General features: G+C 58.6%; 12 protein-coding genes. 1 reads left to right on the top strand and 11 read right to left on the bottom strand.

Translation table 11 applies throughout. From position 1 onward, the window contains the following. Positions 1-12 precede the first annotated feature (12 nt). The 11 genes from WJU23_RS07395 to WJU23_RS07445 form a co-directional block, all read right to left on the bottom strand. Positions 13-1446 (bottom strand): neutral/alkaline non-lysosomal ceramidase N-terminal domain-containing protein, encoded by a 1434-nt coding sequence (locus WJU23_RS07395; protein WP_346331904.1) that lies wholly within the window; start codon positions 1444-1446, stop codon positions 13-15. 290 nt (positions 1447-1736) lie between these two features. Continuing rightward, positions 1737-2615, bottom strand: coding sequence for an SMP-30/gluconolactonase/LRE family protein (locus WJU23_RS07400; protein ID WP_346331905.1), 879 nt, complete (start codon positions 2613-2615; stop codon positions 1737-1739). A 42-nt stretch (positions 2616-2657) separates the two neighbouring features. Next, positions 2658-3527, bottom strand: a complete 870-nt coding sequence (locus WJU23_RS07405) for an alpha/beta hydrolase-fold protein (protein ID WP_346331906.1) — start codon at positions 3525-3527, stop codon at positions 2658-2660. 41 nt (positions 3528-3568) lie between these two features. Further along, positions 3569-5440 carry a hypothetical protein gene (locus tag WJU23_RS07410; RefSeq protein ID WP_346331907.1) on the bottom strand — a complete coding sequence of 624 codons (1872 nt, stop codon included), beginning with the start codon at positions 5438-5440 and terminating at the stop codon, positions 3569-3571. Between the two features lie 46 nt (positions 5441-5486). Next, a complete protein-coding gene (locus WJU23_RS07415) occupies positions 5487-5957 on the bottom strand; it encodes a biopolymer transporter ExbD (RefSeq protein WP_346331908.1) in 471 nt (156 codons plus the stop codon). Between the two features lie 3 nt (positions 5958-5960). After that, on the bottom strand, positions 5961-6401 hold the full coding sequence (locus WJU23_RS07420) for a biopolymer transporter ExbD (protein ID WP_346331909.1): 441 nt from the start codon (positions 6399-6401) through the stop codon (positions 5961-5963). Between the two features lie 59 nt (positions 6402-6460). Next, a complete protein-coding gene (locus WJU23_RS07425; RefSeq protein WP_346331910.1) occupies positions 6461-7333 on the bottom strand; it encodes a MotA/TolQ/ExbB proton channel family protein in 873 nt (290 codons plus the stop codon). A 59-nt stretch (positions 7334-7392) separates the two neighbouring features. Continuing rightward, entirely contained in the window at positions 7393-8268 is an 876-nt protein-coding gene (locus WJU23_RS07430) for a hypothetical protein (RefSeq protein WP_346331911.1), read from the bottom strand. Between the two features lie 27 nt (positions 8269-8295). Next, complete coding sequence (locus tag WJU23_RS07435; protein ID WP_346331912.1) at positions 8296-11148, bottom strand: tetratricopeptide repeat protein; 2853 nt, start codon at positions 11146-11148, stop codon at positions 8296-8298. 407 nt (positions 11149-11555) lie between these two features. Then, positions 11556-13094 carry an anthranilate synthase component I gene (gene trpE / locus WJU23_RS07440; RefSeq protein WP_346331913.1) on the bottom strand — a complete coding sequence of 513 codons (1539 nt, stop codon included), beginning with the start codon at positions 13092-13094 and terminating at the stop codon, positions 11556-11558. Positions 13095-13339: 245 nt separating this feature from the next. Next, positions 13340-13939, bottom strand: coding sequence for a transposase (locus tag WJU23_RS07445; RefSeq protein WP_346331914.1), 600 nt, complete (start codon positions 13937-13939; stop codon positions 13340-13342). Here WJU23_RS07445 and WJU23_RS07450 point away from each other — a divergent pair. Further along, entirely contained in the window at positions 13923-15008 is a 1086-nt protein-coding gene (locus WJU23_RS07450; protein ID WP_346331915.1) for an IS1380 family transposase, read from the top strand. The genes WJU23_RS07445 and WJU23_RS07450 overlap by 17 nt on opposite strands. The last annotated feature ends 59 nt before the right edge of the window (positions 15009-15067 follow it).

Raw genomic sequence — 15067 nt, forward strand, 5'->3', positions numbered from 1 at the left:
GCCGCCCGTTTTTTACTTCGCCGCCTTCATGCTTTCCAGCATCTCAAGCAGGCGGTTGGTGATCTTGACGCTGGCCTGCACCTCCAGGCGGTTGGTGCCGAGCCAGGTTTCATAGCCGCCCAGTTCATGATGCTCCGGGGTGGGCAGATAGCCAAAGTACCCACCGGCGATGCTGTGGGTGAAGGTCGGTTTGAAAGGGCTCCTCTGCTTGAGCTCCAGCCCCGTTTCCACAAAGGTCTCACAGGGGCTGCCGCAGATGCCCACGTCACCGATGCGCAAGGTCTGCAGAGGCAGGTCAATGTGTGGAGGAACGTCCTTCAGTTTGAGGGTGCGTTCCGCATAGGCGATCTCCAGCACCGATGTCTTGCCACCAATGAGGCGCGGTTTGGCCAGCACCCCTTCCGCCCATTTGACCAGCTCCGGTGTGGGCTTGCGGGCTTCCAGTTTCAAATCGCTAAAACGGGCATCCAGCGGCACCCAGTCCTGATATTGGATGCCCTTCACGGCCTCCACCGTGACCTTGGCCACATCATCAGCCACTTCGCGGATTTTACTGTAGGGACCGGCGGATTTGACGGCCGGTTTGGAATAGTCGTTGTTATTGATGTTTCCGCTGGTGCCATTGCTCATCATCGCCACGAAGGGCGGGTCCTGGCGGTCGGCACCCAGAAGCTGCTGCACGCGGTCACAGAAGACGCCGTAATAGTCTGAGGAAATATGGCTGCCACCCACACCGCCCACATAGTGCAGGGAGTAATTGGCCAGCAGGGCCACGGGTTTTCCGTCTGGCGTCTGAATGGAGATGATGCTCACTTCAGGGTCTGTCGGCCCTGCAGGCTTCACCAGGTTTGCGCCGCGTGGCGGGTTCATCTTCACCTTGTCAATGCCGCCAAAGGGATTCGGCGGCACGGTGCCTTCCTTCATGAACCAGCGGCGGTTGAAGACCTGGTCCGGCTCTTCGGTCACTGTCCAGCCGATGCGGGCAGGAGCCAGGTTGTTGATGGCACGGGCCACGCCGTCCGCGATGCGCCGGGCGACGAAGGCCTGGTATTCGCTTAATGGCTCGTCCAGGGAATACCGGTTCTCACTCAGGGCGCTGGAGCCCGAGTGGGTATGGGTAGCGGACATGAGCAGGCAGTCTCGTGTGATGCCAGTGCGCTCCTCCACCAACCTGGCTGCCTCATCATACATCTGCCGGGCCGCCCCAAGGAGGTCAAGGACGACGATGGCCACACGCTTCTCCCCATTGTCCAAGACCACACAGCGGGCATGCAGCTCATCATGAATATGCGAGGAGGGCGCCGGGGTGAAGCCGCCGACAATCGGCAGGCCTATGGGCGGCGTGATGTTGCTGGTGGCAGCTCCGGCGAGGAACTTCTTGGAAGCATCTTGCCCGTGGGCAAAGACGGCGAGGCTGAAGACAATCAGGAGAGCAAGTTGGCGCATCCATCGAATACGCCTTCGTTGTGCTGTATCCTTCGCCGCTTTGTGACCAAAGGCGATACGTTCGTGAACTTAGGAGTACAGTATTCACCACTCCCTGTCCCGCGACTGCGGCGATCCGAGTGATGGGTTTGGGAAAGGTGCCGATGGGTGAGGGGAGATCTTGGGAGTGCGACGTCCAATAACGCATCACTCTCCGAGTGATGGGTTTGGAAAGGTGTGGATGGGTGAGGGGGATATCTTGGGGGTGCGATGTCTAATAACGCATCACTCGGAGAGTGATGAGTACTGTACTAACGGAAATAACCGGTGACCTTGAGCTTGCGGCTGAAGATCTTGTCGCCGGCGGCGACGTAGAGGATGTCGTGGTCTTTGCCGGCGAACTCGGTGCTGACGACCTTGCCATCCAGAACGGGCTTGGCGATGATGCCTGCGAGGCGGCCGGCGGGATCGAAGATCTGGATGCCAAGCTCGGTGGTGACAAAGAAGCGGCCTTTGGACTCGGTGGTGGCACCGTCACCGGAGGCGGTTTCCTTGCCCGGGGCCAGCCACATGGTCATGAAGGGGGCACCTGCGGAAAGGCTGCCGTCCTCGGCGATCTGCCAGGTCCAGACATGCTTGCCGCCGCTTTCGGAGACGGCCAGGGTGGCTTCATCCGGGGAGATGGTGATGCCGTTGGGCTTGGCCACATGGCCTTCATCGGCAATGATGTGCTTCTTGTCCGCCGTGATGAGGTGGATGCGCTGGGTGGGTGTCTCGGTGAAATAGACGTGGCCTTTTTTGCTGACGACGAGGTCATTGCACTTCACGCCGGTAAGGAGCACCTCGACCTCGCCTTTCATGGTGATGGCGATGACACGCTGCTCGCGGTTATGGCAGGCGTAGAAGCGGCCGTCGGGGCCGATCTGCAGGCCGCTGATGCCGGGGAGGTTGTCCAGAAACAGGTCCGTCTTGCCGGTCTCGGCGTCCAGTTTGTAGATGCCCTTCCCCGCCTTCACGTCAGTGAAGTAGAGATGACCGGCGGCATCGGTGCAGAGGCCGTCGGTGAAGGTATAACCGCTGACGGCCTCCTTCCACGGCTGATCATCGCTGAGGTATTCGTGCAGGGAGGTATCCTGGGCGGTGGAGAGCAGCGGCAGGAAGGCGAGGGAAAGAAAGGCAAGATGTTTCATAAAAATTCTAACAAAAGGTGTGTATAAACCTGCTGCGGATTATTACTTCCAGATCCAGCGCAGGGTGTCCGGCAGGAGGGAGGCTCCGTGCTTGCCATTGTGGGTGCCTTCACCCAGGACAAACTGGTAGTCGTAACCGGCAAATTTCAATGCTGCCGCCATGTCCTGGTTGGCCAGGGGCCAGTTGCCGAACTGGTTGTCCAGGTCGTTCTTGCCGTCCTGAAGGAAGACTTTGATAGGCTTCTTGTCCGTCTTGCGGATGAGGGCGGGATAGACATGGCCGCCGCGAATGTTGGTAAAGGAGCCGATGTGGCTGACCACCTTGCGGAAGGCCTCCGGGCGCTCCCAGGCGACGGTGAAAGCGCAGATGCCGCCGCTGCTGTTGCCACAAATGGCCCGCTCATCGGGATTGGTGGTGAGGTTGTAATCCTTGGCCACGGCGGGCAGGATTTCTTCCAGCAGGAAACGGGCGTAGAGGTCGCCGAGAGAATCGTATTCGAAGCTGCGGTTGCTGCGGGGCTTCTCCTTCGATTTGGGGTCCTTGTTGGGAAAGCTGCCGGGCTGGATGAAGATGCCGATGGTGACGGGCATTTCCCCTTTGGCAATGAGGTTGTCAAAAACCACGGGGGCGCGGAAGGTGCCGTCGGGCTTCACAAAACCGGCTCCATCGCAAAAGACCATGACGGCGGCGGGTTTGTCCTGGGTGTATTGGGCGGGCACATAGACCCACCAGTCACGCGTGGTACCGGGGAAGATTTTGGATTCTGTCCACGGGGGCATCTGCGTGACCTTTCCCTGCGGCACGCCGGGCTGCACCTGGGAATCAGGCCCGAGGACGTATTGGTCATCCTGAGGAGCGGCTTGGAGGCTGAGGCAGAGAAAGAGGAACAGACAGGCGGCAGAAAACTTCATAGCGAGCGTGAACTAACGTGCGCCAGTGGCGCATGTTGCAATCACTGGCGGTCAAAGAAGCTTTCTTCTTCACGGTCGCCGACCTTGAGGTAACGGTAATAGACCTCAAGCTGAAGGGTGCAGAGGACCTGCCTGTAGATGGGGTCGGAGGCATCTCCCGAAGGCCAGTTAGGGCGGCCTTTCTTAAAGGTGCCGTCTGGCTGCTGGGCAGCGAGGATCTGCGGGAGGAACTGCTCGTTGTAGAATTTCCATTCTTCACCGCCGGCCTGGAAGAAGGTCTGGGTGTAGTAGTACCAGCAGTAGAGGTTGCAGTTTTTGTTCCAGTCCAGCGGCTCGGCTTCCAGGAAGGCGCGAAGGAACCCGATGCCCTTTTTGATGGAGCCAGTGCGGCCTTTGGCCAGGGTCTGAAGTCCGAGTGTGCCGACGCCAGTGAGGCTCCACTGGTTGTAGTGGGCATCCCGGCTGGTTTTGCCAAAACCACCGTCCTTGCTCTGAAGGCGCTCAATGTAGTCGCAGGTTTTGGTGATGGCGGAATCCAGGCCCTGAATCTTCAGGCCGGTGTATTTGGCGGCCTTAAGGGCCTGATACTGCCAGCCGGCGACGGAGAGGTCTTCGCGGGAGGAGGTGGGTTTTCCCTCGGCAATGTTTTTGGTGTAGTAGTCCCAGGAGCCTTCTCCGTTTTTGGCATCGGCCTTGTTCTGAGTTTTGATGATGAGCTCGACACCTTTTTCAAAGGCCTCTCTCATGCCGGGAAGCTGCTTGCTGCCAAGACGTGCCAGGGTGTACATCTCACCCAGGGCATAGGTGGCTATGCCGTGTTCATAGGCTCCGGCATTGCCTTTAAAATCGTCAGTGATGGCTCCATGCTCGTTGGTCTTGGAGAGCTCCACCAGGTACATGATGGCACGCATGACATTATCCCCGTAGAAGGGGGAATCAGGCGTTTCACAACGGCCCAGGTAGCAAAGGAGAGCGAGTCCAGTCATGGCGGCTTTGTTGCGCTTGCCACCGCCCTGGCCCCAAGAGCCATCTTCGTTCTGCTGGCCTTTCAGCCATTCCAGGGAGGCGGAGACCGCCCTTTCACATTCGGCACTTCCGCCGTTTTGACGGAGTTTTTCAAGCCGCTCGGAGGTGGAACAGCGCTGCTTCATGGAGGGAGGCAGACTGACGAACCCGGCCATACCGCCCATGCCCATGCCAGTGCCAAAACCGCCGCCACCACCCGCTTTGCCAAACCCGCCGCTACCCAGGCTGCCACCGCCGAGCATGGAGCTGACATCCGGTACATCCAGCAGATCCGGTGGCGCATCCGGCAGGGTGATGGCGGAGTTTTGGCTCGTGCTGACGATCTTTTTCATCGGCATGGCCTTGTTCAGCGAGGTGCGCTTTTTCTGCTGAACTTTGTGCTGCATTTCCGCCGATGCCTGAGCGCCCTGCTGGGTGCCGCCGCCGGGGAGGAAATCAACCTGCTTCTGGATCATCTGCGAGCTGACCACGATAGCCCCGCCGACAACAAGGATGCCGACGTGGATGGCGATGCTGAGAGCCAGCGAGCCACCGCCAACTTTGCGCCAGGCCTCAATGATGGCGTTGGGGCGCCGGGGAGCTTCAAAATGATTGAGAGCCGGAGGGTGGAAGATCTCTCCGCCGACGGCCTCAACGGCCATGACCGCATCCTCATCTTCCTCAATGGCAGCCACAGGCACCGGCCCGGATGCACCAGAAGGCCCGTGGACACCGGCAGGCGGCGGAGGCATCATGCCATGCTGCACCGGGTAGCCCAGGTTCCCCTGCACGGGATAACCAAGGTTTCCACTTTGGGCATATCCCGGCGGTGGGCCCAGACGCTGGGTGGCTCCTGGATCCGAGGGTGCAGACGGACCGTCTGGAGCAGGTGGTGGAGTATCAGACATAGGTCGAAGAAATGAAGAGGACAGGAACAGAACCCGTCAGGCCTGGTTAAAAAAAGTCGTCTCCACCAACGGTGAAGGTGACGTTGGCGATGCGGGCTTTGGCCATGGAATTGAGCACATCAATGATGCGCTCATAGCGGGCCTGCTCCTCAGCCTGGATGGTGACCATGACCTTGGCATTCCGATGATCCGCCTCCTGCTTCAGACGCATGAGGGTGTTGGTGAAATTCGGCAGCACCTTGTCTCCGGGTGAATCAAACTCCTCTTCATTCAGCGTGACCACCCCTGTCTCCTCCACGGTCACCATGATCTCATCTGGCGGGGTGTTTTCATCCGCCAACGCAGGGACGCCAAGGCCCGGAAGCTGGGTTTTCAGCTCGCGCTCCACTTTCACGGCACCGGCCATGACCATGAAGAAAAGCATGATGACGAAGACCACGTCAATCATGGGCGCGATCTGGAAGCCCATGTTGACCTGTTCCGCCTCGATGAGACGATGTTTATTATGATGGGCCATGGATCAGGCGTCTTTGTTGAGGGCTGAGAAAGAGATGTCATCAATGCCGGACTGGGCGATGAGAGCCATGACCTTCTGGATCTCCACAGCGGGCACATCGCGGTCACCGCGGATGATAACCCGGTACGTGGGATTGTTGTTTTTGAGCTGGGTGAGGATGTTGACGATTTCCTCATTCTCCAGTTCACGGTTGTCGAGCTTGATGATGGACTGCTGCTTGGCGGCAATCCAGCGGACGTTGACGGAGGCCTCAAACATGGCGTTCTTGTCCTCTTTTTTCTTGGCATCAGCTGCCACAGGCAGCTTGATGTCCTTGTCAATTTCCGCCACCTGCGCCGAGGTGATGCTCATAAAGAAAATGAGCAGCACCAGCAGCACATCAATCATCGGAGCGATTTGAAACTCCGGTTCTCCGCTTTCGGTACTACCTCCTCCTCCTGCCATATGGGTATCGGTTTAAAGTGTTAAAAACATTCAGGTGTCTGGATGCCGGAAGATAAAAATCAACCGACCGCGACGGCGACAGCCTCACCATTGCCAGTGACCCAGTTAGGCACCGCAGCATAGAACTCCTCTTCACCCACATGGGCATCCTTGAGGTGCTCATAAGGCATTTTGCGGAAAAGGGAGGAAACGATTTCCTGGAGGCCGTGCATGGAGCCCTGAAGACGGTTGCGCAGGAAATAGAAGATCATGAAGGCTGGCACAGCAACGGCGAGGCCGGAGGCAGTGGCGACGAGCACCTCACCGATGGCAGCGGAAAGCTTGGACGGATCTCCCACACCGCTAGTGCCCAGGGTGGCGAAGGCGCTCATCATCCCGGTAACGGTGCCGACCAGCCCGATCATGGGCGTACACACACCGAGAACGGAGAGGTAGTTGATGCGGGTCTGGACGACGGAGTTGGTCTTGTTAAGCTCAGAGAACAGGGCGCTTTCTACAGCCTCCTGGCCCTCGCCAACAAAGCTGAGACCGACACGGGTGACATTGGCGAAGTACGAATTGTTGCTGCGGCAGAACTGGTAGGCGCCCACATAGTCACCAGCGCGGAAGAGGTCCTGCACCTGGGAGACCTGCCCAGGAGGTGCCATGCTTTTGACGTTGGTGCGCATCCAGAGGTCCACCGTCAGCCAGACGAGGGCGATAGAGCAGAGGAGCAAGGGATACATGATCCAGCCGCCTTCATGGAAGCGGTCCATCAGGGTGTGCTCATGAATGACCGGAGCGGCGGCGGCCTCCCCGGCGGGGGCGGCATCCTGGGCGCTCATGGAGGAGACAAAAATGAAATTGCCACCGACCAGAAGCGCGCAGGCGCTAAGGCGGACAAAACCACGGAGGAGGGTCTGGAACATGGAGGGACGTGTGCGGGTGTGCATGGGAGGCGTATCAGGTGTTGGGATTGGTTTTGAAAAGAGGGGGTGATTTGGTTGCGAAGTCAGCTTTTTTCAGCAGGGGCCGAAGCTTCTTCTTCCTGCTCGGGCTCGTTTTTCATGCCGTTGATGGCGGCCTTGGACTTGACCGCTGTTTCCGCAATCGCGGACCCTTTGTAGGACTCCGCAATACGGGTGAAGAGAGCCTGGGCATCTTCAAAACGTTTCATGTTCACCAGCATCTGGCCGGCTTTGAGCTCGGCATCGGGAACGCGCTGCATCTGAGTGCCATAAAAAACCGGGATGCGGAGATAAGCCATGAGAGCCTTTTCCCACTCCTTCTTTTTGGCATGAATGTCGGCAATGATCATCCAGATGGAGGCTCCGACAGAGGAATCATCCGTATCGGAGAGGATGCTTTCAGCCTCCGCCATGATGGAGGTGTATTCGGTGGAGGTCTGGCGGTCAATGTCGAGCTGGATGATGCGCAGCGTCATCTTCTGCTCAGGAGAGAGGGGCAGGGTTCTGAGCTGGGGAAGCATTTTGATGGTCTCCTCAAACTTGCCTGCCTGGCTGAGGGTCTCCACATACGCGAAGAACACGGGCTGGTACCAGTTGCCTTCGACCGTTTCAAACTTCTGGAAGAAATCCAGGGACTTCTTGAGCAGGGCGATGGCTTCTTCAGTTTTGGCCTGGGCCATGAGATCTTTGGCCTCCAGCAGCTCCGGCGGCTCAGGCCAGTCAAGATAGGCGATGTTCTGCCGGGGCAGCTCGGCTTTGGCGGTGTTCTCACCGATCTTGACCGTGCGGATGATTTTGTCACCATCCATGGTGAATTCGACATCCGGGATGCGGGAGCCGTCCTTGAGAACGATAGCCTGGCCGAAAGCCGCGCCAGAGAGGGCGAGCGAGGCGAGGAATAGCAGAGAGAGGCGCAACATATAGCAAAGAGAGTGAAGGATGCGAAATCAGAGTTTGGCGAGCTCCTGCTGGGCCACTTTCATTTCAGGCAGGTCTTTGAGGTCGGTGCGCTTCATCATTTCCACCAGCACCAGCTTGGCGGCTTCCCGGTCTGCATATTCACGCGGAGGAGTGGATGTGGGGTCCGCAGGACGGTTGAGTTTCACGAAAGCCCGGGCACACTGGAGATAGGAGTTCGCCATGATGCTCTTCCATTTTTGATGGGCGATGAAGACGCGCTGGTAGAAAGGAATGGCTGCGCCCCAATTCTGGTTGGCGAACTCGATCTCCCCCTGCATGAAGAGTGACATGGCATGGGCTTCTCCACGCCATTCCTTGGTATTGAGAATCTGGACGTAGAGCGTCTTGGCCTCTTCAAACTTCTTGAGCTGGAAGAGGGTCTTGGCCTTGCCCAGGGTGGCATCCAGGAGGCGGGAGCTGGCGGCATACTCCTCAATGGCCGAAGTGAAGAGTTCCATGGCCTTGTCGTATTCCCCCTTGGCATAGGCGATCTCGGCCAGGCCGACAGCAGCCCCGTCAGCATACTCGGTGTCTTTGTAAAATTCATTCAGCCGGTTGTAGCAGCCGGCCGCCTTGTCCAGATCGCCTTTGGTGCGGGCATTGTCCCCCACGGTGGCGAGGAGCATGGGGCTGAGGTCTTCCGGCTTGGCCACCTCAATGATGATGGCGAAGAATTTTTCTGCCTGCACGGGCTCGCGCATCACTTTGGCGAGCCAGGCTTTGGCAAAAAGGATGCGCATCTGGGAGGTGCCGTTGCGGGCAGCCTCGGCCGGCTGGAGCATTTCCTCCAGCTGGGTGGAGACCTGTTCAAGCGTAAGCTCCGGCTCTGGAGCAGGAGCGCCTTCCGCCACTGGGGCCGGGCGGCGGCGCTTGGGAGCGGTGAGGGTGACGAGCTGCTGGATGAGCCCTTCCACCTGCTGGTTGGAGGGGTTGCTGATGCGGGGCTTGATGGCATTGGCCAGGAGGGTTTTGGCCTCCTCCATCTTGTCTTCCTTCACCCGGGCACGGGAGATCCAGAGCACGGCCTTGAGCTCCTGCTCCTCATTGTCTTTCTGAGTGTTGAGGTATTTCTGCCACATGTCCCCCAGCTCTTTCCACTTGCCGGTGCCGGCATAAAGGTCGGTGGCCTGGTCCATGGCATAGCTGAGGACATCGTCGGATTTGGCCTTGTCCACACCCAGGGCAAAATTTTCCAGAGCCAGATCATACTCGCCCTTCTGGTTATACGCGTCACCCAGGAGCGTGTGCACCTGGCCGATGTTGGGATCGTTGGGGGCGTCCTTGATGATGGCCTGGAGGTCCGCCATGGCATTGTCAACATCCCGGGACTGGAACTTGATGAAGGCCAGGCGGTAACGCGCATCCACGACGTACTGCCCTTTGGGGTTTTCCTTCATGTAGTTCTTCAACGCCTTCGTAGTGTTGACGGAATCGTTCTGGTAAAAGTAAATCAGGGCGATGCGGTAGAGCGCATCATCCTTGTAGGCGGACTCGGGAAACTCGCTGACGAGCAGCTCAAATGTCGTGCGGGCATCGTCAAAGCGCTGCATTTCAAAAAGCACATTGCCACGCAGGAAGCGGAGGCGCTCGCGGTCGGACTTGGGAAAGCCCTCGGCTTTGTTAAAGGCATCCGCCGCGTCCTGGAGGTTGCCGTTTTCATAGGCGAGCATGCCGTACATTTCTGAGACGGTGCCAAGGTCAGCCCCGTCCGGAAACTCATTGATATAGCGCTCACAAAGCTGGCGGGCGGACTTGACCCGCTTCAACTGGGCATTGGCAATGATCATGCCAAAGACGCAGCGATCCCGCTGGGGGAACTCCTTGAAGTCATTCACAATGACATCAAAGGCGAGGAGGGACTCCCAGAAGCGGCCCATTTCAAAATAGCAGCGGCCCAGGCGGTAGTAGAGGGAGGCATCGTAATCGGTGCGCTGCTCGATCTCGGCAAGGAGGCCCTGGTTGATTTTCAATTTTTCCTCCAGTTCTTCCTTGGTGCCCTTGATGGGGCCTTTGCCCGGTGTTTTGAGGCTTTGCTCAATCTTGGCGATCACGTCCTGCTGCATGCGGGTGATCTCGTTTTTCCGGCGGACGAACTGGTAGGCGCCCAGGGCTTCACGGAAGCTTTTTTTCTCCAGCATCTGATCCCCGAGCTTCAGGTAGATGTTGTTCATCTGGGCGACGTTATCACCGCCGGTGGCAAAACCTTTGACCTTTTCCATGAGGGCTCCGGCTTCATCAAGCTCACCTTTGGCGACATGGAGGTCGGCGGCCATCATGGCGGCCTGAATCGCTTCGGAACTGCGGATGCCGCCTTCCAGCACGGATTTGAGGACATCGAGCGCTTCATCCACCTTGTCCTGTTTTTTTAGAGCTTCGGCGACAAACAGGCCGGCCTCCGATTTCATGTCCGGAGACTGGCTGACGACTTCTTTCAGGACAGAGATACCCTTGTCTGCATCTCCCTTGTTGATGTAGCTGCGGCCCAGGGCCATTTTGACGGCGTTGATGTATTCGCCATCGCCAAAGTTTTTGATGTATTCCTCAAGGGCCGCAATGGCCTTGTCATACTGCTCCAGATTGAAGTAGGAGGCGCCTTCGACAAACAGCACCTGGGCAAAGGGCTTGTTGTTCAGGTTGGTCTTGACCTGGTCAATCTTTTTGAGAGCTTCGGGAAATTTGGCCTCCTGGAAAAGCCGGAGGGCCTCGGCCATGAGGGCCTCGGTTTCCTGCTGGATGTTCAGGGCGCCCGCCGGGGCAGCGGGGGCCGCAGGCGGTGGAGCCTGGGCGATCACCTGAAGACCGGATGTCAGGACAAGAGCAAGGCAGAGGACATTTCGCATGGCAGACGGAGACAAGTAAATCATGGGAGGCCTGGCGGTCACAATCCAAAAACGACGGCAAAGCTCCGAAGCATAGGATCAAATAAGATCCGAAGTTGTTGAATCACATGACGATAACCGGACATTTTCGTGAAAAAGAACTCAAAATTAGCAGGAGCGTTTTTTTTGTCACGAACGAACTCTGTGACATCGAAAACAAGTGGTTGAACAGCCGCCCCCCGCTGTGGAGGCAAACTATAACGACGTTGGAGAGGCGGGGAGAATTAGATTATAAATCTGCAGGCAGGATTCTTCTCTGCCGCCCATTGAAAGAAGGAAGACCAAAGGCAGCAGGGGCAACAAAAATCATCACACCCTCTCATTTGGGGCGCTTTGGCCCCAGGGTTTTTGGGGGCCAGTCTGCACCCTCATGCCCCGAGCTGGCGGGCCCACTCGATGGCGCGCAGCATGCCAGTGGCCTTGTTCACGGTTTCCTGGTATTCGCTGGTGGGGACGGAGTCTGCAACGATGCCGGCCCCGGCCTGGACGTAGGCTTTGCCGTCTTTGAGAACGCAGGTGCGGAGGGCAATGCAGGAATCGAGGTTGCCATCGAAGCCGAAGTAACCAACGGCTCCGGCATAGGCGCAGCGTTTGCTTTTTTCCAGCTCGTTGATGATGGCCATGGCGCGGACTTTGGGGCTGCCGCTGACGGTGCCTGCGGGAAAGGTGGCGCGCATGACGTCGTAGGCATCCTTGTCCTGGCTGAGGCGGCCGTCCACGTTGCTGACGATGTGCATGACGTGGCTGTAACGCTCGATGATCATGAGGTCGCTGACCTTGACGGTGCCGTATTCGGCGACGCGGCCGACGTCGTTGCGGGCGAGGTCCACCAGCATGATGTGCTCGGCGCGCTCTTTGGGGTCGTTGAGGAGTTCATCGGCCAGGGCATCGTCCTCGGCGCGGGTTTTTCCCCTCCAGCGGGTCCCGGCGATGGGGCGGATGTCAATGCGGCCATTGAGGCATTTGACATGCACCTCCGGGGAACTGCCAACGAGGGAGAAGCCCTGCGGGAACTGGAGGCAGAACATGTAGGGTGAGGGATTCACATGGCGCAGGGCGCGGTAGAGATCCATGGGGGTGCCGGTGTATTCGGTCTCGAACCTCTGGGAGGGCACGCCCTGGAAGATATCGCCCGCGCTGATGTATTCCTTCATGCTCATGACCATGGCCTCGTATTCGGCCTGGGTGGTGTTGCTGACGGGCGGGGGAAGCTGGTCATTGCTGACCGGGGCGATGGTCTGGAGGGGCTTGACGGCGAGGGGCTGGGAGAGCTTGTCCATCAGCGTGGCAATCTGCTGCTGAGCCCAGGCATAGGCGGAATCCAGGCTGGGATGCTCGTCGGTATGGACATTGGCGACGAGGGACATCTTGCGGGTACGGTGGTCGAAGATGATGACCGTATCGGTGATCATATAGACCATTTCGGGCAGGCCCAATTCGTCCTTGGGGGGAGCGGAGAGGGTGGGCTCAAAGAAACGGACCATGTCATAGCCGAGGTAGCCGACGGCACCGCCGTGGAAGACGGGGATGGGATGGGACTCTAGAGGCTGAAAGGGGGCCATGAGCTTTTTCAGCTCTTCAAGGGGGTCGGTCTCGGTGGTGAAGGTGCGGGTCTTGCCGCGCTCTTCGATCTCGATCTCCCGGCCACGCGCGGTGAAGATCATGCGGGGGGAGCTGCCGAGGAGGCTGTAGCGGCCGGAGTGCTGGGTCAGTTCGGCGGATTCGAGAAGGAAACCGCAGCGGCCATCGTGGATCTTTTGGAAGGCGGAGAGAGGGGTCTCGTAATCGGCCGTGAGCTCTGCGACCACCGGGACAAGATTTCCCTGCTGGGCAAGGGAGCGGAAGGTGGGGAGGTCAGGCTGAAGATGCGGGGCAGACATGGCGGTGCGGCAAAGGGCGGGCACCATAAGGGAGGGCGGTGGGGGTGCAACTGGCTTTCCCTGGGAGAGGCGGGCGGATGATCTGTAGGGCGGATGTGTTTGGCGGAGAAGGGGTCGTTGCGGAGAGAGGTGGCCGCCAAACTATCCGGCTTTGGGGGGAGGTGGGGTTGAGGTGGGACTCCGCACGCCCTGGATCCAGCCGGATAGTTTTGCGCAGGATATCTTCGATGCTGGCAATCTGCCTTGGCGCAAAAACACATCCGCCCTACGGTCTATGAGGCTGGCGGAGCTGGAGGGTTGGCTTGGAGGATTTGAGCATTGAACCAAAGGGTGGCTTCCTGTGATTTGAGCCGGGCTTTGGAGGGATTTTTGGCGATGTATTTAACCGCACGACCATAATGGTCGGCATCGCGAATGATCCGGTCGAAGCTTTCCGCCTGCCAAAGAGAGCCTGAACGGCCCAAGCGCCGATTCAGTTGGTCCGAACTGTGGCGTTTCCAGGCCCGTGATAAACTTTCCAGGGAGTAATTTGCCAACGGGCGACAGAGGATATGAGCATGGTTGGGCATGATCACATAGGCCAGCAATTCACTGCGGACTCTCTCGAAATAATGAAGGTTGTCGGCAAGCACCTGCCTGTTTTCAGGAACGGCAAAGAGGCATTCGCCCTGACCTTCATCAAGGATCATCTCCAGCTTGCGCATTTGAATTTGCTGGAATTCCTGCCAGGCAGCGTGCTGTTCAATCGGCAGCCGGCCATCATTTTTCAACCCGGATGATGCAATAGGCGCGAGGTGTTGTGAGCGAAGGTATTGACGCTGTGTGGGATTGACACCTATGGCATGCTTCACCCTCATGGTGAAGCTACCCATTGAGTATTCTGACAAGCCGGTGACGCCCTTTGGCGGCATGGCGCTGATGAAGCGTTTTGTCGACCAGACCGGCATCCTGAAGCATCTGGCCACCCTGGACCTGCCGCAGGGAGGCTCCAACCGGGCTTATGACCCTGTGCACATTATCGAGAGCTTCTGGCTGGGCATCTGGACGGGTGCCAGCCGCTACATCCACTGCGACTGGCTGCGGCAGGACCAGAGCCTGGCGGCGATCTTTGAGCATAAGACCTTGCCCAGCCAGAGCACCTACAGCCGGTTCTTTGGCAAGTTCTCCCAGGCGCGCAATACGGCGGTGTTCCCTCCGTTGCAGCGCTGGTTTTTCTCCCAGATCAGCGTGGGGGCCGTCACGGTGGACTTTGACAGCACGGTCATCACACGGGAGGGCAGCCAGGAAGGTTCCGCCAAAGGCTACAACCCCAACCGGCGCGGGCGCAACTCGCACCACCCTCTCATGGCCTTCATCAGCCAGACACGCATGGTGGCCAACGCCTGGCTGCGCCCGGGCAACTCGGCGGCCTGCTCCAACTGCGTGGAGTTCATGCGCGAGACCTTCGACGAGGCGCTCCAGGGCGTGAAGGTGGGCTTGGTGAGGGCCGACAGCGGCTTTTACACCCACGAGATTTTAAGCACGCTGGAGCAGCGCGGCCTGGGCTACATCATTGCCGCACGAGCCTACGCCAACCTCAAAAACGAGATCCATGGCATGAAGGACTGGGTGGAGGTCTGCCCAGGCATCGCGGTCAAGGAGTGGCGGCATCAGCCCGCCGCTGCCGGGGCCAAGGCGCGGCGTCATATCGTGGTACGCAAGCAAGTCAGCCGCCGTCCACTGGCCGGAGGTAAGCTGCTCTTTGAGGATCTGCCCGACTACCGCTTCAGCCTGTATGTGACCAACCTGGAGCTGCCGCTGGACCAAGTCTGGAACATCTACAACAGCCGGGCGGACTGTGAGAACCGCATCCGAGAATTGAAGCAGGACTTTGGGCTGGATGCATTCTGCCTACAGGACTTTGAGGTGCAACGCAATTCTGGACCGGTGTCGCTTAGTTAGTTGAGGTTGCTGTGCTGATTTTCAAACTGGTTGGGGGTGAGGTAGCCGAGGGCGGAGTG

It is taken from the genome of Prosthecobacter sp. SYSU 5D2 (assembly GCF_039655865.1).
Taxonomy (GTDB): Bacteria; Verrucomicrobiota; Verrucomicrobiia; order Verrucomicrobiales; family Verrucomicrobiaceae; genus Prosthecobacter.

Bases quoted from the DNA above. Each gene is read 5' to 3' on its own strand.
- WJU23_RS07395 (WP_346331904.1), bottom strand. From the start codon at position 1,446: ATGCGCCAACTTGCTCTCCTGATTGTCTTCAGCCTCGCCGTCTTTGCC.
- WJU23_RS07400 (WP_346331905.1), bottom strand. From the start codon at position 2,615: ATGAAACATCTTGCCTTTCTTTCCCTCGCCTTCCTGCCGCTGCTCTCC.
- WJU23_RS07405 (WP_346331906.1), bottom strand. From the start codon at position 3,527: ATGAAGTTTTCTGCCGCCTGTCTGTTCCTCTTTCTCTGCCTCAGCCTC.
- WJU23_RS07410 (WP_346331907.1), bottom strand. From the start codon at position 5,440: ATGTCTGATACTCCACCACCTGCTCCAGACGGTCCGTCTGCACCCTCG.
- WJU23_RS07415 (WP_346331908.1), bottom strand. From the start codon at position 5,957: ATGGCCCATCATAATAAACATCGTCTCATCGAGGCGGAACAGGTCAAC.
- WJU23_RS07420 (WP_346331909.1), bottom strand. From the start codon at position 6,401: ATGGCAGGAGGAGGAGGTAGTACCGAAAGCGGAGAACCGGAGTTTCAA.
- WJU23_RS07425 (WP_346331910.1), bottom strand. From the start codon at position 7,333: ATGCACACCCGCACACGTCCCTCCATGTTCCAGACCCTCCTCCGTGGT.
- WJU23_RS07430 (WP_346331911.1), bottom strand. From the start codon at position 8,268: ATGTTGCGCCTCTCTCTGCTATTCCTCGCCTCGCTCGCCCTCTCTGGC.
- WJU23_RS07435 (WP_346331912.1), bottom strand. From the start codon at position 11,148: ATGCGAAATGTCCTCTGCCTTGCTCTTGTCCTGACATCCGGTCTTCAG.
- trpE (WP_346331913.1), bottom strand. From the start codon at position 13,094: ATGGTGCCCGCCCTTTGCCGCACCGCCATGTCTGCCCCGCATCTTCAG.
- WJU23_RS07450 (WP_346331915.1), top strand. From the start codon at position 13,923: ATGGTGAAGCTACCCATTGAGTATTCTGACAAGCCGGTGACGCCCTTT.
- WJU23_RS07445 (WP_346331914.1), bottom strand. From the start codon at position 13,939: ATGGGTAGCTTCACCATGAGGGTGAAGCATGCCATAGGTGTCAATCCC.